The organism is Sporosarcina sp. P34 (assembly GCF_002743375.1).
Taxonomy (GTDB): domain Bacteria; phylum Bacillota; class Bacilli; order Bacillales_A; family Planococcaceae; genus Sporosarcina.
On the sequence record NZ_PDZC01000005.1, the window covers coordinates 57,896 to 76,342 of the forward strand.

Below are 18,447 nucleotides of genomic sequence, written 5' to 3' on the forward strand. Positions count from 1 at the left end.
GCAGAGAGTTTTTAAATACGAGTTTCTGAGGTGAATGGGATGGGAAAAATTTATGAGGAAATAATGCGCTGTAAAAAGTTGGGGTTAGATGGTGTGCTTGGCACAATCATTTCTACCGAAGGATCCACTTATCAAAAAACGGGCGCCAAATGCTTCATTGCGGCAGATGGAAAGTTGACTGGAATTGTAAGTGGAGGTTGTGTAGAAGGTGATTTGCAAATGATCGCCAATGAAGTAATAGACAAGGGAAAACCGAAAATTGTTCATTATGATTTTCAAGACGAAGGAGATTTAATCTGGGGTCTTGGGGTAGGATGCAACGGGAAAATGGATGTGTTTCTTGAACCATATAGACCTGAAAAGGATGTAGTGCAAGCGGAACGGATTCAGAAATGGTTTGAAAGAGGGAAGTCTAAAATATTGCACGGCATTACGGTTACGGACGCAGAGGATAATAGTTATGTCGGTAGAAAATGGTTGATAGATCCGGATACATTGGATTTTGATTCCGTTCCATTCAAAGAAATAATTCATGACTACTTAGAGAACAAAGGTTCCTCAGCTGCTTCAGTCATCCATATTGCTGGCAAAGGAACTTTCCAATTATTTTATGATGTTATCTATCCTGCACCTACTCTTGCGATATTCGGAGGAGGACCAGATGCTGTTCCCTTAGTGCAATTGGCGAAAAAGATGAAATGGAATGTGATAGTGTTGGATCATCGACCGGCTTTTGCAAACAGCGGAAATTTCCCTGAAGCGGATACTGTAGTTCGTTATCCACCTGGGAGCACTCCTAACTTTGAGCTGGATGGCAACACATATGTCGTCATTATGTCGCATCACTTTTTACAAGATCAAATCGTTTTAAAAGATGTCGTAAATTCCGAGGCGGCATATATCGGGCTTTTAGGACCAAGAAGAAGGACAGATGAGTTGGCGAAAGGTTTATATTTGGCAAGTCATTCGAACAGTTATAAAATTCACAGTCCGATTGGATTGGATATTGGGGCGGAAACCCCCGAAGAGATTGCCCTTAGCATTATTTCCGAATTAATTGCTGTTTATCGGGGAGGATCTGGAAACAAGCTGACGACACTTGAAGGGAAGTTCATTTCGTGTGAAAAGAAGGAGCTTCTAATCTAATGGTGAACAATGGCGTATGGGCTATCATCTTAGCAGCCGGATTCTCTTCAAGAATGGGGAAACCAAAAATGCTGCTCCCTTATCAAGGAGAATCGTTGGTAAGACGGATAATTGGTCAAGCACTGAAGTCACAGATAGATGGTTTAATTGTCGTAGTGAATCCACTTATTGAGAACTTGGCTGCGGAAGCGGACGTAGAAGGGGTTAGTAAAGTGATTCTCAATGATTGTGTAAATGAAGGGATGTCATCTTCCATCAAGGCAGGATTACAGGCAGTGCGTGATGAAGCGAAGTCGGTCGTCTTTCTATTAAGCGACCAACCACTCATGTCCACTAAGGAAATCAATACAATTATCAAAGCTCACCTATGCCATCCAAATTATCCGATTGTCCAAGCAACCTATCAAGAGTGTAAAGGGCATCCAGTTTTGTTCCAAAAGGAGATGTTTCCTTATTTATTTAGGATCAGCGGGGATGAAGGAGGAAAATCGGTCATCGCACAGTTCAGACAATCGGTATATTATGCTGAAATGAATAGGGAAGCAATTCCCGATGTAGACACACCTTCCGACTATTTGCGCTTACTCAATCATCTGGATAGTGAATGGTATGACAGTGGGAATGATTCGACCAGTTTTTAAAGAGACGACAGTTCAGAGGAACTTGAACGTAAGTCGTCTCTTTTTGACGTAAACACCAATCCAATAACGCATATCATTCCGTTTCTACAAGTCCCTAGGATTTTAGTACCGATAGGCTAGCGGAAAATAGTTGATTCAAAGGAAAGTTGAAAATTTTCATGTTGACAATATATTCAGAAAAGTGTAATATCTATTTATAGATTAAAGAAAAAATGTTTTGTATATAAAACAACGTAAGGTTGATTCGCATTTTATATTCATCATTCAGTTGTTTGGAATGAAAGCGATTTCAAACCATACGCAAACGTTCTGACTACAAAGCAAAGGTTATAGAAAATTAGGAGGAGATTACAAATGCAAATAGCAGGAGAAGCAAAATTTGATTTGTCAAAACAGGAATTATGGGAGATACTTCATGATCCCGAAATTTTGAAAAATGTTATCCCTGGTTGTGAGGAATTGAATTTGCTAGGCGATGATGATTATGAAGTGGTCATGAATCTTGGTGTGGCAGCTGTTAAAGGAAAATATATAGGACATATCGTCATCAACAACGTGCAAGAACCCGTTCATTATACTTTAGAAGCCGAAGGAAGCGGTGGACCAGGTCATGTGAAAGCTAAAATGGATTGTAAAATTGAAGATTTATCTCCCAGTGGCGTCGTTTTAAAATGGCAATGTGATGCGGAAGTAGGCGGTTTAATTGCCGGTGTAGGAAGCCGTGTTCTCAGTGGAATTGCTAAATATATGGCAGCTAAGTTTTTCTCTGACATAAAAAAACAAATTAAGAATAAAGTGTGAGTTTCTAGTTATTTCAATACGTTAGTTTAAGAATATAAGAAACGAGAAGATCTAACGATGAATGTAGAGTGATTGATTTCCACAAAAGGGGGACTTTAGCAGATGAATAAGAAAAACATATTCTTGTTTGGAATTGTTTCTTTAATTAGTATTTTTTTAGTTGCGTGTAATGGAGGAAGTACAGAAGGAGCTGAAAAAGGGTCAGATAGTGACGAGGTGAAATTAGGCTTTATACTCTCATTAACTGGGAACTTCGCGTTCATGGGTGAAGGCATTAAGGATGGCATTGAACTTTATTTTGAAGAAAATGAGGTAATTGACGGAAAAAAAGTCCAGCTGATCTTTGAGGATGACGCAGGAGATCCCCAAGCAGCTTTGAGGAAGTACGAGCAGTTAACATTAAAGCAGAATGTGGATATTATCGGCGGTGGAACAATCGGAAGTATTGCGGCAGCGTTAAGGGATAAAGTAGATGCAGAAAAGAGTGTTCCAATGATTAATGTAGTTGGTACTGGCAATACATTGTCATGGGACAACAGAAGTGACTACGTATGGAGAACAAGTTTTTCAGCTTGGCAATATGCTTCCACTGCGGGGAAATTTGCCGCTGAAGAAGTCGGTAAATCAACAGTCGTTGTTTCATCGGATTATGTAGCGGGGCACGAAATTGCGACGGATTTCATCGCGAACTTTGAAGAACATGGAGGCAATATAGAGAAAATAATTTGGGCGCCAGTTGGGACAAGTGATTTTTCTTCTTATTTGACGCAAATCAATGAAATAAAACCCGATTCGGTTTTTATGTTTATTCCGGGGGCTGATGGACCAAGGTTCGTCCAGCAATACAATGACTTTGGTTTGAGAGATAAGTACCAGCTCATAGAAGGTTCAGCTATGTTGAATGCACCATCTACAATTAAGGCTGTAGCAGATGCTGTAGTGGGTGGCCAAATGATTACAAACTATTTCCCTGAATTGGATAATGCAGTGAACAATGAATTCGTTGAAAAGTTTAGAGAAAAGTATGGAAAAGAACCGGATAATTACGCGGTGAATGGCTATGATTCGGCACAATTGATTGTAGAAGCAATCAAAAAGGCGGGTAGTGTGGAAGTTGATCAAATTGTAAAAGTCCTAGAAGAAGGGATTTCAATTGACAGTCCACGAGGCCCGATTGAAATTGATCCTTTTACGAACAATCCGATACAAAACATGTATGTCATTGAAGGCAAGAAAGAAAATGATACCATCTCATTTGAACTAATAAAAACATATGAAAAAATACAAATGCCAAAAGAGGCTACCAATTACAAAGAGTATTAACGGATGAATACGACTGAAGAATATCGATGCTCGGCTAGTTCGATTTTAAAGTCGAATGGGGGGGAAGGAATGGACTTCTTTATCATTAACACTTTGTCAGGTTTGACATATGGAATGTTATTATTCTTGATGGCAAGTGGGTTATCCATTGTATTTGGATTGATGAGAGTAATCAATTTGGCTCACGGTTCGTTTTACTTATTAGGCTCTTACATAGCCTATGCATTTGTTCATAATGGGTTCAATTTCTGGTTGGCATTAATATTAGCAACGGTAATTGTTATGGTTCTTGGACTAATTATTGAACGTTTATTAATTTCCCGAATACACGGAAATGAGACTGCACAAATTTTACTAACAGTTGGACTCATCTTTGTAATCGGTGATATAACGCTCTGGATTTGGGGAGGAAACTTCTTATCTATACCTGTACCTGATTTATTGAGTGCGACGATACAAGTAGGTGAAAGTCAATTTCCGGCATATAGATTATTTGTCATTTTGATGGGAGTTTTTTTTGCAGCTCTCTTATGGTTCTTTGAGAATAAGACACATGTTGGCATGATAGTGCGTGCAGGAGTAGATGACATGGAGATGGTCGGGGCGCTAGGATTTAATATCAAAGTCATTTTTTCAGCTGTATTTATTTTCGGAGCAGGACTCGCAGCGCTTGGTGGTGTGCTTGGAGGCCCAATTTTAGGTATGTATCCATTGATGGAATTTGAAATTCTGATCAATGCCCTTATTATTGTCTTAATCGGTGGTCTTGGAAGTTGGAAAGGAGCTTTCATCGGCGCGGTTTTAATTGGCATTATAGATGCTTTCGGAAAAATTTATATTCCTAGCGTTTCAATGCTCATTATTTTCGGAATTATGGTCATTGTGTTGGTCATAAAACCATCCGGACTATTTGGAGAGGTGGAGGCATGAAAAGTACAATATTAACTATCTTCTTGTTAGTTGCAGCAGTCTTTGTCCTGCCATTCCTGATGTCACCATTCCTGGTGTACATGATAACAGAGGTACTAATTATGGGGATCTTTGCAATGAGTCTTGGTCTTATTATGGGCTTTGGGGGATTACACTCACTTGGCCATAGCGCATTTTTTGGTCTTGGAGCTTATACTGTGGTCGTATTGAGTCAGATGGTTTCAAGTATTTATGTTCTATTGCTTGTCGCTATACTAATTGCATGTGCCTTCGCTTTTGTGACTGGCTTGATTGCAATTCGAAGTAAAGGAATATTTTTCTTAATGTTAACTTTTGCGTTTACCCAAATGCTTTACTTGATTTTCAGCCAATCTGGCTATTGGGGCGGTGCGGATGGCTTAGGAACTTCAATTAAGCCAAATCTTGGGTTTGTAGAGTTAACTTCACCACTCAGTTTGTTCTATTTAATTGGTGGATTCTTTATACTTTCTTATCTTTTGTTACGTCTATTCGTAAATTCTCCATTAGGAACAGGATTACAAGGCGTCATGGAAAATGAGAACAGGATGATAGCACTAGGGTATAACGTCCGTAACTATAAAGTGATTGCCTATATTGTTGCAGGCGGCTTTGCTGGATTGGCCGGTGGCTTGTATGCTTTTAAAACGCAATTTGCCAGTCCAGATTTATTCGGAGTTCACATGGCTGCAACGGTTATAATTATGGTTTATATCGGAGGAATGGGTACTTTATTTGGCCCGGTTTTAGGGGCGGGTATTTATATTTTTCTTCAGAACTATGTCAGTACAATGACAGATCGCTGGTCGCTGATAATGGGATTGATTTTCATTGCATTGGTTCTTTTTAATCGTGGGGGAGCCTTACATCTCATTCAACTTTTAATTGGAAAAGTATCATCTTACAAATTAAATGTAGCCAAATCGAAGGGAGTGTCATTAAATGAGCTTGCTAAAAATAAAGGCACTGAATAAATCATTTAAAGCAAACCATGTGTTACGTGGCGCATCCCTAGAATTATCGGCTGGTGATAGACATGTAATTATTGGTCCGAATGGAGCGGGAAAAACGACGTTCGTCAATTGTATTTATGGAACAATTCCGTTGGACACTGGAGAAGTCATACTAGAAGACCGAGCTATTCATATGATGCCTTCATATAAACGGGTAGACCTTGGAATCGGAAGGACTTTTCAGAAAAACAACCTTTTTGTTAACCTAACTGTCACAAATAACGTGTATTTGGCTCTATTGTCAACAAAGAAATATTCGATGAAAGCGTTTAAACCTTTAATGTTGTATGAGGATGTGTTGGAAGAAACTGATGCATTTTTAAAAGAATGGGGAATGGCAGATCGGACAGATAAGAAAGTGAACGAGTTATCCTACGGGGAACAGCGTGTGTTGGAAATTATTTTATCGCTTTGTTCTAACCCAAAAATACTTCTGCTAGATGAGCCCACTTCGGGAATGTCTCCATCGGAAACAGCATCGACAATCGAATTAATTAAAAAGATTCCGCGGTCCGTATCGATCATAATGATTGAACATGATATGGACGTAGTCTTTAGTACTGCTAATAAGATTACAGTGCTCCATCATGGCGAAACGATCATGTCCGGTAAACCAGAAGAGATTCGTGGCGATAAAATGATTCAGGAGATTTATTTTGGGGGAGGTGCTCGTACTCATGCTTAGTCTGAAAGATATCCATACGTTTTACGGGCATAGCCACATTTTACAAGGTGTTGAACTTTATGTTCAAGAGGGTGAGTGTGTTGCCTTGCTAGGAAGAAACGGTGCAGGGAAAACAACGACTATTCATACGATAGCTGGGCTAACCCCTGCTAAGAAGGGGAATGTCCATTTTAATGGAAAGGAAATTAGCAAGCTTTCACCCCATCATATTTCAAAGGAACATCTTGCACTTGTTCCACAAGGGAAACGGGTTTTTCAATCTTTAACAATAAAGGAAAATTTAATAATGCCTAGTCGTCCGTCAAAACATAAAAAAGAAGGTCTCAAATATTGGACGATTGATGAAGTATACGAATTATTTCCGGTATTAAAAAAGTATGAACAAAATATGGGAAATGAATTATCTGGTGGACAACAGCAAATGTTAGCAATCGGGCGTGCATTAGTGACGAATCCGGTATTTGTTCTGATGGACGAACCATCTGAAGGACTGGCACCAGTTATTATCGATCAAATTACCGATATTATTAATGATTTAAAAAAAACAGGACTGTCTATTTTAGTAGTTGAACAAAACTTAAAACTGGCTTGTGATGTTGCGGATCGTGTTCTTGTTATGAATAAAGGAATTATAGTGTGGGAAGGAGCGCCAGACGCCTTATTGCAAAATAAAGAAGTGTTACAAAAGTACTTAGGCGTTTAATCAATCACACCTGCAAAATTTGTAACATTTGCTGAACAGGAAAACAAATCCGTAAACACTCGTCTCCTAGGGAGATGGGAGTCTTCTGCAAATTTGAAGAGATTAAGGCTACCATCTCGGAAGTATTTATCCGGGATGATACCGTGTCGATTGACACCACCCATTTTGAGGATCGCGATAAAGCACCGGTCATAGAAAAGAAGCTAAATAGACTGACATAGCGATTTGAGACATCTATAAAACACCTTAATTAGGCTGCTACGACACCATACTTTACCGGTGTCAGGTAGCCTAATTTTTCTTGGATACGTTCTTTATTAAAATAATTCAAGTAGGCGATTAATCGTACAACTACATCTTGATTTTGTAGTGAGTTAAATTTAACGTATTGAAATTCCTCAGACTTTAGACTTGAATGAAATGATTCAATCACCGCATTGTCCCAACAGTTCCCCCGACGTGACATGCTGCTGATTAGGTCGTTACTCTTGATACAAGCCTGGTATGCGTATGACGTGTACACACTTCCTTGATCCGAATGTACAATCACTCCTTCGGGATAGTTTCGAGCAGCCTATGCCTCCTGTAACGTGTCAATTACGAGTGGTATCTGTTGATGGTCGTATAATTTGTAAGCCATAATTTCGTTGTTGTATAAATCTATAATGGTTGAAAGATATTTTGTTGTACTACCATACTGGATATATGTGATATCAGTTACCCATTTCTGGTTAGGTTCACTAGCTATGAAATTACATTTAAGGAGATCGGGGGCAATTATGATACTTTCCCCTTGAGATTTCTAGTTTCGTTTAGGCTTGATACGACACTGTAAATTATGCTTTTGCATAAGGCGTTGAACAGTACTGCGATTCAATTCTATATTGTATTCCTGCTTTAGAAGGGCTTTGATTTTTCTCTGTCCATTTCGATACTTCGTGTGTTTACAAAATTCCATAATGGCTTCCTCTTCCACTGAAAGTGACTTACTGGCTACTTCTAGACGCCACCTATAATAGTTAGCCCGTGGTACTCCTAATCCGGATAAAATAGCTGTAATCGTATACTTCTTTTTTAGGTTTTCTACAATCAAAAGAACTATTTCTTTCTCGATCTCCTTTCGATCTCCATGTACTTTTTTAGAATCTCATTCTCCATTTTCAAATGGGACAACTGTTGTTCTAGCTTGTCTGCTTAACTCGAAAGTTCTGGTCCATGACCAAAGGTATACTGTTTACCTATCGGTGAATCAAAACGATAGATTTCGTTTGCACGATACCTTCTCATCCAGGTTTCAATCTGGGATTTATTCTTGACTCCATACATCTCCATAATTTCCTTGGTAATTAATTCACCACTTAATTTATCTTTGACAACTGCCCATTTGACTTCACTTGAATATACGTTTTTGCCCAAGCAAAAACACCTCCATTGTAAGTACTTTTTTCAAGTGTACCACTTCGAAGGTGTTTTATATTGTCTCAAAAATTTAGGTTAGCCCAAAAAGCAGTACTCACCAGTAAGCTGTTTTATAAGTAGGTTTAAATTTTGATTAAAGGGATGCTCGGAACCAACTCGATAGAACAAATTGCTTTCGTTGTAAACGATATAGACCAAGCGATCTCCTCGTTTAGTAAGCTTCTTGGCATCTCACAACCTGATTGGTTTTTGACGGGAGCTCATGATCGGTCGCAAGTGTTTTATAAAGGAAAACCATCAGATACGCAGAGCAAACTTGTTCTCATCGATACACCGTCGGTCCAGTTTGAATTGATGGAAGTAAATGATGAGCCAAGTACGATGAGAGATTAATTGTATGAAAGTGGAGAAGGAATCCATCACCTTGCCTTTGTTGTTGACAAAATCGCTCTTTGTCTCGAACCTCTGGAAAAAGAGGTTATCCATTGCTGCAATCAGGTGAATTCACTTCTGTGAACAGGGGGAGCTATGCCTATTTAGGTACAGAAGCTTCGCTGAAAACCGTATTTGAACTTCTTGAAAGAGATACACCTCAGCTTAAAAAAGTCGGGGAGCTTATTGCTGAGCCATTGTTTGCGCACGGACTTTCACGCAAATTGCATTTGTGGTGGAAGATAGTGGTGTGTCTGCTGCTAGCTTCGGGGAATTGCTGAATTTGGATATTCCCCCAAAAATCAAGTTTTGGGCTCGGGCTTTGACCCAAGTAACGTATAAAGGAGAAGCGACAGAAGCGGATGTGGTATTCACTGCTTTTAAAACGCCTACGATTGAAGTAGAGCTCATCCAACCAGGAGAAAGTCCAAATGTTTGGAAGGATCATCTGGAGAAACACGGAGAAGGGGTCCACCATATTTCTTTGGAATTGGACAATCTGCAGGAAAGGTTATCTGATTGTCAAGAAAAGGGCTATGACGTTATTCAACAAGGAGAGTATTGGAATGGGCATAGCTGATATGCCTATTTGGATATCAAAGAAGAGTTTAAAGTGATGATTAAATTTCTTGAACGTAAAGCTCATTAAATTTAAAGTCAGATAGTCTTAGAGCCATCATACGTCCATGTGGACTCAATTTTAAAAAGGGCGAAATTTCGGTCTGGAACAAACGAAATGCCGTCTTTTTCTTATGAGGGATTATCCTAACTCATACAATTTAAATGACTACATAAACTGGTCTGCTAATAGACGATTCTTCACATAGAGTATCATTAGAAAGCTATATTATTATTTAATATTCTCCTGTTGACATTAAATTCGGAAAAGTGTAAAATTTGTTTATGGAAATAAGGAAAATGTGTTTCGCATGTAAAACAACTAAGCAAAGCCCTGTTTTGTCAAAATTCATTCAGGTTTAATGAAAACGGTTACAAAGGGCGGAGTTATTTGGAAGAAATACAAAAGAAATTTGGAGGGATGAGAATGATTGCAGGGGTTTTCTTTCTATTGATGGTTGGACTCTTGGTGGCATGTGGCTCCCCTGAAGTGCAGAGCGGAAATGTTTCGACTGTAAGGGAGAATGGGGATGGATCTGTTGAAATTAAACTGGGGGTTGTTTATGCAACAGAGGAAAACTTATGGTTGATTAAGGTGGCGTCGGATTTAGCGCCGACCTGATGCAACTGATCTTTACAGTTGGTTATCCTATTCCGAGGGTGGCCCTATACCAAAAATTTGTACTCCTGTTCGGTTTAGGTTCAGGTTCCAAAATATTCACCATTTTTCTCGAGTGCATTTTCCCCATAGTAGTGAGTACATACTACGGCGCTAAAAGTGTGAATCATTTGTATATCTGGCCTGGAAAGAATATGGGGGCAAATGACCGTAAGTTGTTTGGGAAAGTCTTTTTATCAGGAACGACGCCATCAATTTTCACAGGTTTCCGAATTGCGCTACCAATAGGGGTGGTTATTGCTGTACTGACAGGAATGATCAGTTCAAATAATGGAATTGGTTATTTTCTCGTTTATTTATTGGCCACCTTATCCCTAAGCAAAGTGTTGGCCGTTGTAATTTTCATCTCATTTTTTGGATATGGGTTAGATCGCTTACTACTATATGTAAGAAATCGATATGTTTATTGGTAAGAAGTAGGTATTTTAGATAATTAACTAAAATTAAATTCAATAAAGTGAACCGTATACAAGTTTAGGGTCTCCAATTGTGAAATTTCTTAATAAGATAGTATGGGAGGAACCAAAATGAAGATTAAAAATAATAAACGTTGGTTTTATATTGCGACACCTATTTTCTTTCTATGGTTTTTCGGACAAATTGACAAGTTAGGAATTTCCATTGTCCAGACTGATCCACAGTTTCTAAGTGATCTTGGAATGACAGGAGCTAACGCGAATGCGAAGATTGGCTTCTTAACCTTTATCTTCATGATAGCGTATGCAATCTCCAACTTTTTCTGGGGATTCTTCATTGATAAGTTCGGAGCCCGCAAAACAGCAATCATTGGAGTTTCGATTTGGACAGTGACGATGCTGCTAGGCGGACTTGCCACCAATTATGAAATGTTCATGGTGACACGGATACTCTTAGGAATCGGGGAAGGGATGATGATCCCGGTCTGTGGGAAATTCATCGCTACTTGGTTCAACAAAAACGAATTGGGCCGCGCGCAGTCTTCTTGGATTTCGGGTAACTATGCAGGGCCTGCCATCGGTGCAATTTTCATTTCATTGATCATTGCCACGCTCAGTTGGCATGCGACGTTCTTTATATTGGCTGGGTTGAATTTACTTCTTGTATTGCCGATGTTGATTTTCTTAACTAGAAATGAACCGGAAAGCCATCCGGGCGTCAGCAAAGAAGAATTGTCGTACATAAGACAAGATGATACTCCGGTTACTGAAGAAAAGAAGAAAAGTTACGTTCAAGATTCCCGTTACTGGATTGTTTGGTTCGGTATGGTGATCACTTCTTTCTTATTTTTCGGCATTAGTATTTGGCTGCCAACGTACTTGATGCAAGCCAGGAATTTTGATGTAGATGCTATGACTGGGATCACATCCTTATCTTGGTTGTTTGCACTTGGCTTCGTTCTGATCTGTGGTTATTTAGCAGATAAAACGAAGCGCCCTAGTTTAATAGCAACGATCTTGTTTGCTTCCTGTGCAATCTTGTTGACGGTTTCCACACAAGTCTCGGTCGCCATCATATCCGCTTTGGCATTAGGACTTGCAATGGGAACATTGGGAGGAATCTTTCATTTAAGTAACTTATTTATCGTACAATTTTCAACGCCAGAAACTGCTGGTCGTGCAGCGGGGCTCATGGGTTTCACGAACATATTCGGTGGGTTTTCCAGTTATGTGATGGGGTGGATGCGTGATAATAATGGAGGAGACTTTGGTCCGTCGCTCATTATGTTGATTGCTATCACCGCTTTGGGGTTCATCGCTTACTTGTTTACGCTTAAAACAGAAAACAAAGAAGTTCAGGAGGCTAAGAAAAAGATTCAAAATCAATCAGAAATGCAGGTGATTTGATCATTTCTTGGCTATTATTTAGTCTTCTGATTTGGCTTTAATGAAGTGGTTTTGAATTTGGCGGTCAAACTAAGTAGGTAATGGTAGTATGCGAAAATATTAATCGCTACAACTATTCTTATAGAAATAATATACTTCCTTAACTTACAAAATTACAATAAATCACCATTCTTAAGAGTGGTGATTTATTTACAAGATTTTAATTCATAGTAAAACTAATTTTTTGAAACTTCACGGGAAACCCTAATTATAGATTGAAGACGATGTTTGTATGGTGTGCTTTTCCCTAATGTGAACCTTCTGGAAATAGTAAAATTTAATTAATAAATGGTTTTGCTAAGAATTTAAACATCTTTATGTATTGAGGACACTATTAAGTCTGATCTGTGTAGTAACTCTAATTTCTATATATAATTTCTACTTACACAATTTACTATAATTAGACTAATCTGAATTAATTATTGACAAAGAATAAAACAATGTTAATATTTAGTTATAAAACAAAACTTAGTTTTGTAGGTGAAACTAAGTTGGAGGAGGTTTCAACTATGGCGGATGAAAAGTTTTCAATTGAAGAATTCAAAAAAAAGTATGTAGCTAAATTGGAAGACAGGACTTTGGATTGGAATGTATTAAAATTTCAAGAGGAGATTAACCCGAAATACAGGAGAGCACAAATGAGGTATATAGGTCGTGGTGCAACAGCAAACAATGATTCCAATATTATTACTGGAGAAAATTTCACTCTCAGTACAATGGTATTACCCGCTGGTTGCATTGGTCCATTACATTTACATGATGATGTAGAAGAAGTATTCTTTGTCTTAAAGGGTAATGTCACTGCATTAATTCAAGAAGATAGTGAAGGTGAAGTACATGAAATTAAATTAAATGCTCGGGATTGTATTAGTAGTCCTCCTGGTATATATAGGGGCATTAGAAACGATGGGGAGGATGAGGCTCTTATGTTAGTAATGCTAGGTGCAATAAAGCCTAATTTACCCACCTATCCTATTGGAAGTGAGTTAGAAGAGCTTAGAAAGTCTAGAGCTAAAGAACGAGAAGAAATTATTAAATAAAAGTAATATAGTTTTATATGAGTTTCGCGTATTCCTTAACATGTGGACATAGTGGTTCTTGGTAGAATCACTATGTCTATTTTTAGTAATTATATTCAAAAGGTAGATGGATAACGTATTTTGATTTAAAATATAAAGTTGCAGTTATTATGGTAGGTACCACAGGTATTAGCATATAAAACAATATAAACATTTTCGATTAAGTTATTCATATCATCTTCTTCTGTGACATAGTAGTTCTTCGCAATATTTTTTCTGTTCAGGGTATTTTGGTTTATTTGTAACATATCAACACTTAAAATTATTTCCATTCTCTTTCGAGTTTCATGGACTATATCTTGAATTCGTACATAACAATCGTCACTAATCCCAAGAACAAATTCTACTTGACCAGGGTGTTAACGGTAATTGGTTTAAAATTTAATTGCACAACTGTTCCAACTAAACTCGTCTCATCAATGTACAGTTCATTTTTATACTGTTAATACTCTATTCAAATTAGTATGAGGATAGCCTACACGAAGTACAAACTGTATTTGCTGACGAAAACCACGCAACGACAAGAGCCGGTTGAGTTGGACCGACAAGTTGTATCGATTTTCAAGCTACTTCCAAGGATCGGAACTCTACCTATCTTTACAAAGCATGGCAGTACATGATGCGGTTCATATGTCACTGACATATAAACGTTTATAATTTACATGAAGAGCAATGGAGATAAAAAATTATTGTCGAGAAGAGTACGGTACACTAAAAAACATTCCCTAGAATGTATATTACCGTATACTAACAGCGCGTGCTATGGAGAACTTTACAATTACCGGGAAAAAGTCACATCCCCAATTAATTTATCCATTAGCAACTTTGAAAAAAATAGCCACGAAAGCAAATGCTGAAATTAGTTTATTAGATTAAAAAGATTGCTTATGCGAGTATTAAAGCCACTAAAAAAATGAAACCAGAGATGTTAACAGACCAAGGCTTAGTTGATGCGATTCAAGGAGGGGCAGGAACTTCTTTAAATATGAATATTAATGAGTTACTGGCAAACAGATTGAGTTGCATTAAGGATATTTTCGCTTAAATGAGAGGATATATATTTAAGGTCGATTGAATCCTTCGGGATGCAATCGGCTTTTTCTGTTTTAAAAATAATAGGAAAAGGAGTGGTTCAAATGGTTGGTAAATAATTAGAGCGTCTGGTTTCTAATGGAGAAAAGGGGGTACTAACAAGTCGTTCACCTGCCATTTGGATGAAGAGAGAGGAAGGAGGTTTCATGTCTTTAAATTTTGCGATGCTTATCTGTTAAATGGTAATGGAGAAGTTGAAGCGCTTGAAGCGTTAACCGATATCAAAGGCATATTCTTATCCATTGAAAACAGTGACGTGAAGGTCATTGGTAGTAGAAGTATTGGAATCTATAGGAGGCGTTTTAAATGGTACTGGCAGGGGCAGAGGACATACAATACTTGGGGTCAGGGAATTAAGTTAGGAAAGGAAATTGAACGTGTTGAATCGGCTCTAAAGCAATGAAAGTTGAATTAAAGTCCTTCGTTGATGTTAATGGATCTGTTTATACAGATGATGTTATTTGAGATTACGCTATCCCTGCTCCGTGGCAATTTGACGAAAAGAGGATGAAAGAGTTAGCGCTATACATGGTACTAGAAGGTATAAATCCATGGGGAATATTGAATCACAAATGAGTTGTGGAAAACGAACTATCAGAACAATAATTATCAAATGATAGAGTTGCCTAGCGCAGCTCTTTTCATTGTCATTTCGTGAGTTTACTGTACACTTTACATAAAAGGTAAAACATTCAATACATGTGTTCTTCTAAACAGACACAAAAATAAAAGGAATAGTTCGTGATACGATGAAAAGTAAAATGATGGCTATGTTGCTGCTGATTACTGCCTTATTAGTCGGCTGCAGTAAGGAAAATGCCAATAACGAAGGACAAGCACCACAAGAATCAGTAGACATTAAAGAATTAGTGAACGACTACACAGTTAGAAATGCTGTAGCTGCGTCCGCTTCTATTACATCGTCTGAACTGATTGTCACGGATGATGATAAAACGTTACAACATACGATCTTCCAGAAGACGAATTTTTTGTATCGATCGCTCCTTTTGTAAACACTACACATCCTTGTGATATTCATAGTCTAACAGGTTGTCAAGGTGAACTCGTCGAGGAAGATTTCGATGTACATATAGAAGATTCTGAAGGTCATGTGATTCTCGATGAAGTTAAGAAAACTGAAGCCAATGGATTTATTGACCTATGGCTTCCGCGTAATGACACATTCACTGTCACGATCAAACAGGATACGAAAAAAACCGTATCTGAAATCACTACATTCGATGGGGATAACACGTGCATCACGACTATGCGTTTGGAGTGATTTCGAAAGTGTTTTATCTCGAACTTCCTATTCAAACCCCCTGTGCCGCAAACATTTCGGCACAGGGGTTTTTTGTGTATTTAGATTTGGTTAGCATCATGTAATTGAGCAAATGTACCGTTTTGACGTAATAGATTTTCATACGTTCCTTGCTCTTCGATACCATCTTCTGTCATCACGATGATTTGATCAGCATTGCGAATCGTTGTGAGGCGATGCGCGATGATTAGTGTGGTGCGATTAACGGCTAGTTCTTCAAGTGATTGTTGAATGATACGTTCCGTTTCTGTATCCAGTGCGGAAGTTGCTTCATCAAGAATAAGAATCGGTGGATTTTTCAAGAACATTCGAGCGATTGCGAGGCGCTGCTTTTGTCCACCTGAGAGTTTTAATCCGCGTTCACCAATTTGCGTGTCATAGCCATTCGGCATACTATCGATTAAGTCGGTTAGATGGGCTTTTTCTGCAGCTTTAAATACTTCTTCGTCTGTTGCATCTAATTTACCGTACGCGATATTATCTCGAATCGTTCCTGTAAATAAGAAGACATCTTGTTGGACGATCCCAATTTGACTACGTAATGATTTCTGCGTCATGTCCCGAATATCTATTCCATCTATTGAAATGGAACCTTCATTGACTTCGTAAAAACGAGGAATGAGTGAACAAATAGTCGTCTTCCCAGCACCCGAAGGGCCGACGAACGCAACGGTTTGTCCAGCGTGAATCGTTAAGTCGATATTGCGTAACACAGGTCGCTCCACGTCGTAGCCAAATGTCACATCACGAAGTGTAATATCTCCATGTAACTGATCAACGACTAGCGCGTTTTTTCTATCTTTAATTTCCGGATCTTGGTTAATTAATGCACGGAAACGACTAAAACCTGCCATCCCTTTTGGATATAGCTCGAGCAAGGCACTAATTTTATCAATAGGTTTAATCAAAATATTGCTGAATAAAATAAAGCTGACGAGTTCACCGTACGATAATTTATCATTCACTGTGAACCAAGCACCGACAATCAAAATAACGAGTGTGACGAGGCGAGTGAGCATATACATCGAAGACGTAGCCCAAGCCATGACTTTATACGCTTTAAGTTTAGCCAAGCGGAACTGATCATTGTCTTGCTGGAAACGACGTAATTCAAAGTCTTCATTCGTAAATGACTTCACTACGCGTGAGCCAGACACAGAATCCTCAACCCGTCCATTGACATCCGCGATATTTTGATACATTTTATGCCAAGCCGCATTCATCTTCTTGTTAGAGTAAGAGACAACTACTGCGAGGAGCGGAACCATCACGATGGCGATCAAAGCGAGCTCAGGGTTGATCGTATACATAATTCCGAATGCGCCTAGAATCGTCATGACCGCGATGAAAGCATCTTCTGGTCCATGGTGAGCCAGTTCACCGATATCAAATAAATCAGTCGTAATGCGCGTCATAATGTGGCCTGTTTTGGTATTGTCAAAAAATCGGAAAGATTGTTTCTGCACATGTTCGAACAATTCACGGCGCATATCGGTTTCAATATTAATCCCAAGCTTATGCCCTAAATAGCTAACAATATAATGAAGTAACGTACTCACCAAATAGACGAGCAATAGTAAAAAGCTAACTGTGATAATTCGGTTCCAATCTCCTGATGGCAGTAGTGCGTCGATAAACCACTGAACAGCGAGAGGGAAAGCCAGTTCAAGCAGTGCTACAAAAATCGCACTGAAAAAATCGATCAAGAACAAGCGCCGATGTGGCTTGTAGTAGGAGAAAAATTGTGTAATCATGTAGTAATTCCTTTCCGTTTATGTATTAGTAATATAAGAGATGACTGAGAAAAAATCATCTATTAATCAACTATAAGCTAATGAGAGTAAAGGTGGAAGTAGAACTACTCCTGATACCGTCTAACTAGTAGTATAATGGTATGATTTTTGTGGAAATGTTAACAGTCAGATAAGTTTGTATCAGTATACTTTTCATCTGCCATTTAAAAGGGTAGCTAATATTCGGCGTTGAGTAGATGTGGAGAGGAAAGGGCTTCAATATATGTATATCTTCAGTAAAGGTTTGATGAGCTATAATTCTGTGCTTTCCGGATTAGTGCTACAAACATTTTTGACAGGACCTACCGCCTGGTTTGTGGCGTTGGTTGGAGCCGCGATCACTGCGGTAATCACCGCGACGCTTATGTATTTCCTGGGCAACTTCGACTTTCCCATCTTAACATTACCATTTATTCTATTCGCTTGGTTTGTACTGCTTTCATCCTATAAACTCGATAGTATCAAGTTAAGTGATTCATTGTCTCCGCAAAGTTTGGCTAATTGGGAATTGCATATAGAAGGCAAAATCAATCTACTTCGAGCAACGTTCAATGGAATCGGTCAAATCTTTTTTGTCACTGAAGCTATACCTGGTCTTTTATTATTCATTGCGGTAATTTGGGCTAGCAGGGAAATGGGCAGCACAACAGGAAGGAGAATCGCTATGGACCTATTACAGGGGTGGTGGCGGGATGTATGACAGTTCCCTTAATGGCAAGTGTCAGCATTTGGTTATTACCGTTTGGACTTCCTGCATTGACGATGCCGTTTGCACTGAGCACTTGGTTGATTTTGGGGGCTATGAAAGTTTTACCGGATTTATAACGCTCTATAATGAAAAATAGTAATCGTTAGACGGGACAAATGTATACAAACATGAAATAATTATGAA

The 18,447-nt window shown here is 38.6% G+C and carries 22 protein-coding genes and 1 pseudogene; 18 read left to right on the forward strand and 5 right to left on the reverse strand.

Annotated features, from left to right (window positions below):
• Nucleotides 1–39: 39 nt before the first annotated feature.
• The 8 genes from CSV63_RS09420 to CSV63_RS09455 all read left to right on the forward strand — a co-directional run bounded on the left by CSV63_RS09420 (nucleotide 40) and on the right by CSV63_RS09455 (nucleotide 7,260).
• Nucleotides 40–1,146: an XdhC family protein gene (locus CSV63_RS09420; protein ID WP_099636363.1), complete on the forward strand. Its 1,107-nt coding sequence runs from the start codon at nucleotides 40–42 to the stop codon at nucleotides 1,144–1,146.
• Nucleotides 1,146–1,787, forward strand: a complete 642-nt coding sequence (locus CSV63_RS09425) for a nucleotidyltransferase family protein (protein ID WP_099636362.1) — start codon at nucleotides 1,146–1,148, stop codon at nucleotides 1,785–1,787. The genes CSV63_RS09420 and CSV63_RS09425 overlap by 1 nt, the downstream gene beginning before the upstream one ends.
• Nucleotides 1,788–2,141: 354 nt before the next feature.
• Complete coding sequence (locus tag CSV63_RS09430; RefSeq protein WP_099636361.1) at nucleotides 2,142–2,588, forward strand: SRPBCC family protein; 447 nt, start codon at nucleotides 2,142–2,144, stop codon at nucleotides 2,586–2,588.
• Between the two features lie 102 nt (nucleotides 2,589–2,690).
• Complete coding sequence (locus CSV63_RS09435) at nucleotides 2,691–3,911, forward strand: ABC transporter substrate-binding protein (protein WP_099636360.1); 1,221 nt, start codon at nucleotides 2,691–2,693, stop codon at nucleotides 3,909–3,911.
• Nucleotides 3,912–3,914: 3 nt separating this feature from the next.
• Nucleotides 3,915–4,841 carry a branched-chain amino acid ABC transporter permease gene (locus CSV63_RS09440; RefSeq protein ID WP_369823827.1) on the forward strand — a complete coding sequence of 309 codons (927 nt, stop codon included), beginning with the start codon at nucleotides 3,915–3,917 and terminating at the stop codon, nucleotides 4,839–4,841.
• On the forward strand, nucleotides 4,838–5,833 hold the full coding sequence (locus tag CSV63_RS09445) for a branched-chain amino acid ABC transporter permease (protein WP_099636358.1): 996 nt from the start codon (nucleotides 4,838–4,840) through the stop codon (nucleotides 5,831–5,833). The genes CSV63_RS09440 and CSV63_RS09445 overlap by 4 nt, the downstream gene beginning before the upstream one ends.
• Nucleotides 5,802–6,557, forward strand: a complete 756-nt coding sequence (locus CSV63_RS09450) for an ABC transporter ATP-binding protein (protein WP_099636357.1) — start codon at nucleotides 5,802–5,804, stop codon at nucleotides 6,555–6,557. The genes CSV63_RS09445 and CSV63_RS09450 overlap by 32 nt, the downstream gene beginning before the upstream one ends.
• A complete protein-coding gene (locus CSV63_RS09455; RefSeq protein WP_099636356.1) occupies nucleotides 6,550–7,260 on the forward strand; it encodes an ABC transporter ATP-binding protein in 711 nt (236 codons plus the stop codon). The genes CSV63_RS09450 and CSV63_RS09455 overlap by 8 nt, the downstream gene beginning before the upstream one ends.
• A 250-nt stretch (nucleotides 7,261–7,510) precedes the next feature.
• On the opposite strand, the gene CSV63_RS17010 is transcribed toward CSV63_RS09455, so the two are convergent.
• From CSV63_RS17010 to CSV63_RS09475, 4 genes are all read right to left on the reverse strand, one after another.
• On the reverse strand, nucleotides 7,511–7,726 hold the full coding sequence (locus CSV63_RS17010; protein ID WP_369823594.1) for an integrase core domain-containing protein: 216 nt from the start codon (nucleotides 7,724–7,726) through the stop codon (nucleotides 7,511–7,513).
• 108 nt (nucleotides 7,727–7,834) lie between these two features.
• Nucleotides 7,835–8,044: a DDE-type integrase/transposase/recombinase gene (locus tag CSV63_RS17015; protein WP_099636402.1), complete on the reverse strand. Its 210-nt coding sequence runs from the start codon at nucleotides 8,042–8,044 to the stop codon at nucleotides 7,835–7,837.
• An 18-nt stretch (nucleotides 8,045–8,062) separates the two neighbouring features.
• Nucleotides 8,063–8,218 (reverse strand): IS3 family transposase, encoded by a 156-nt coding sequence (locus tag CSV63_RS17020; protein WP_143565324.1) that lies wholly within the window; start codon nucleotides 8,216–8,218, stop codon nucleotides 8,063–8,065.
• A gap of 236 nt (nucleotides 8,219–8,454) precedes the next feature.
• Nucleotides 8,455–8,676, reverse strand: a complete 222-nt coding sequence (locus CSV63_RS09475) for a helix-turn-helix domain-containing protein (RefSeq protein WP_099636353.1) — start codon at nucleotides 8,674–8,676, stop codon at nucleotides 8,455–8,457.
• Between the two features lie 132 nt (nucleotides 8,677–8,808).
• Here CSV63_RS09475 and CSV63_RS09480 point away from each other — a divergent pair, with 132 nt between their 5' ends.
• From CSV63_RS09480 to CSV63_RS09515, 8 genes and pseudogenes are all read left to right on the forward strand, one after another.
• Nucleotides 8,809–9,072: a VOC family protein gene (locus tag CSV63_RS09480; RefSeq protein WP_099695605.1), complete on the forward strand. Its 264-nt coding sequence runs from the start codon at nucleotides 8,809–8,811 to the stop codon at nucleotides 9,070–9,072.
• Nucleotides 9,073–9,164: 92 nt separating this feature from the next.
• On the forward strand, nucleotides 9,165–9,392 hold the full coding sequence (locus CSV63_RS16350; RefSeq protein WP_143565392.1) for a hypothetical protein: 228 nt from the start codon (nucleotides 9,165–9,167) through the stop codon (nucleotides 9,390–9,392).
• Nucleotides 9,362–9,691 (forward strand): VOC family protein, encoded by a 330-nt coding sequence (locus tag CSV63_RS09485; RefSeq protein ID WP_158233943.1) that lies wholly within the window; start codon nucleotides 9,362–9,364, stop codon nucleotides 9,689–9,691. The genes CSV63_RS16350 and CSV63_RS09485 overlap by 31 nt, the downstream gene beginning before the upstream one ends.
• A gap of 429 nt (nucleotides 9,692–10,120) precedes the next feature.
• Nucleotides 10,121–10,351 carry a hypothetical protein gene (locus CSV63_RS09490; protein WP_143565323.1) on the forward strand — a complete coding sequence of 77 codons (231 nt, stop codon included), beginning with the start codon at nucleotides 10,121–10,123 and terminating at the stop codon, nucleotides 10,349–10,351.
• Entirely contained in the window at nucleotides 10,351–10,821 is a 471-nt protein-coding gene (locus CSV63_RS17025; RefSeq protein ID WP_099636348.1) for an ABC transporter permease, read from the forward strand. The genes CSV63_RS09490 and CSV63_RS17025 overlap by 1 nt, the downstream gene beginning before the upstream one ends.
• Nucleotides 10,822–10,935: 114 nt before the next feature.
• Nucleotides 10,936–12,231, forward strand: coding sequence for an MFS transporter (locus CSV63_RS09500; RefSeq protein ID WP_099695607.1), 1,296 nt, complete (start codon nucleotides 10,936–10,938; stop codon nucleotides 12,229–12,231).
• Nucleotides 12,232–12,779: 548 nt separating this feature from the next.
• A complete protein-coding gene (locus tag CSV63_RS09505) occupies nucleotides 12,780–13,310 on the forward strand; it encodes a cupin domain-containing protein (protein ID WP_099636346.1) in 531 nt (176 codons plus the stop codon).
• 1,880 nt (nucleotides 13,311–15,190) lie between these two features.
• Nucleotides 15,191–15,723, forward strand: a pseudogene (locus CSV63_RS09515) (CueP family metal-binding protein).
• 80 nt (nucleotides 15,724–15,803) lie between these two features.
• Here CSV63_RS09515 and CSV63_RS09520 read toward each other — a convergent pair.
• A complete protein-coding gene (locus CSV63_RS09520; RefSeq protein ID WP_099636344.1) occupies nucleotides 15,804–17,516 on the reverse strand; it encodes an ABC transporter ATP-binding protein in 1,713 nt (570 codons plus the stop codon).
• A gap of 262 nt (nucleotides 17,517–17,778) precedes the next feature.
• Here CSV63_RS09520 and CSV63_RS09525 point away from each other — a divergent pair, with 262 nt between their 5' ends.
• Together CSV63_RS09525 and CSV63_RS16355 are read left to right on the forward strand one after the other, a co-directional pair.
• Entirely contained in the window at nucleotides 17,779–18,255 is a 477-nt protein-coding gene (locus tag CSV63_RS09525; RefSeq protein WP_099636343.1) for an urea transporter, read from the forward strand.
• Nucleotides 18,252–18,380, forward strand: coding sequence for an urea transporter (locus CSV63_RS16355; RefSeq protein WP_143565393.1), 129 nt, complete (start codon nucleotides 18,252–18,254; stop codon nucleotides 18,378–18,380). Before CSV63_RS09525 ends, CSV63_RS16355 begins: the two co-directional genes overlap by 4 nt.
• The last annotated feature ends 67 nt before the right edge of the window (nucleotides 18,381–18,447 follow it).

Coding starts and splice junctions, on each gene's coding strand:
- CSV63_RS09420 (WP_099636363.1), top strand. CDS start 40: ATGGGAAAAATTTATGAGGAAATAATGCGCTGTAAAAAGTTGGGGTTA.
- CSV63_RS09505 (WP_099636346.1), top strand. CDS start 12,780: ATGGCGGATGAAAAGTTTTCAATTGAAGAATTCAAAAAAAAGTATGTA.
- CSV63_RS09525 (WP_099636343.1), top strand. CDS start 17,779: ATGTATATCTTCAGTAAAGGTTTGATGAGCTATAATTCTGTGCTTTCC.
- CSV63_RS17025 (WP_099636348.1), top strand. CDS start 10,351: ATGCAACTGATCTTTACAGTTGGTTATCCTATTCCGAGGGTGGCCCTA.
- CSV63_RS09435 (WP_099636360.1), top strand. CDS start 2,691: ATGAATAAGAAAAACATATTCTTGTTTGGAATTGTTTCTTTAATTAGT.
- CSV63_RS09450 (WP_099636357.1), top strand. CDS start 5,802: ATGAGCTTGCTAAAAATAAAGGCACTGAATAAATCATTTAAAGCAAAC.
- CSV63_RS09440 (WP_369823827.1), top strand. CDS start 3,915: ATGAATACGACTGAAGAATATCGATGCTCGGCTAGTTCGATTTTAAAG.
- CSV63_RS17010 (WP_369823594.1), bottom strand. CDS start 7,726: ATGTCACGTCGGGGGAACTGTTGGGACAATGCGGTGATTGAATCATTT.
- CSV63_RS09430 (WP_099636361.1), top strand. CDS start 2,142: ATGCAAATAGCAGGAGAAGCAAAATTTGATTTGTCAAAACAGGAATTA.
- CSV63_RS09520 (WP_099636344.1), bottom strand. CDS start 17,516: ATGATTACACAATTTTTCTCCTACTACAAGCCACATCGGCGCTTGTTC.
- CSV63_RS16355 (WP_143565393.1), top strand. CDS start 18,252: ATGACAGTTCCCTTAATGGCAAGTGTCAGCATTTGGTTATTACCGTTT.
- CSV63_RS09445 (WP_099636358.1), top strand. CDS start 4,838: ATGAAAAGTACAATATTAACTATCTTCTTGTTAGTTGCAGCAGTCTTT.
- CSV63_RS09500 (WP_099695607.1), top strand. CDS start 10,936: ATGAAGATTAAAAATAATAAACGTTGGTTTTATATTGCGACACCTATT.
- CSV63_RS09425 (WP_099636362.1), top strand. CDS start 1,146: ATGGTGAACAATGGCGTATGGGCTATCATCTTAGCAGCCGGATTCTCT.
- CSV63_RS09455 (WP_099636356.1), top strand. CDS start 6,550: ATGCTTAGTCTGAAAGATATCCATACGTTTTACGGGCATAGCCACATT.
- CSV63_RS17020 (WP_143565324.1), bottom strand. CDS start 8,218: ATGGAATTTTGTAAACACACGAAGTATCGAAATGGACAGAGAAAAATC.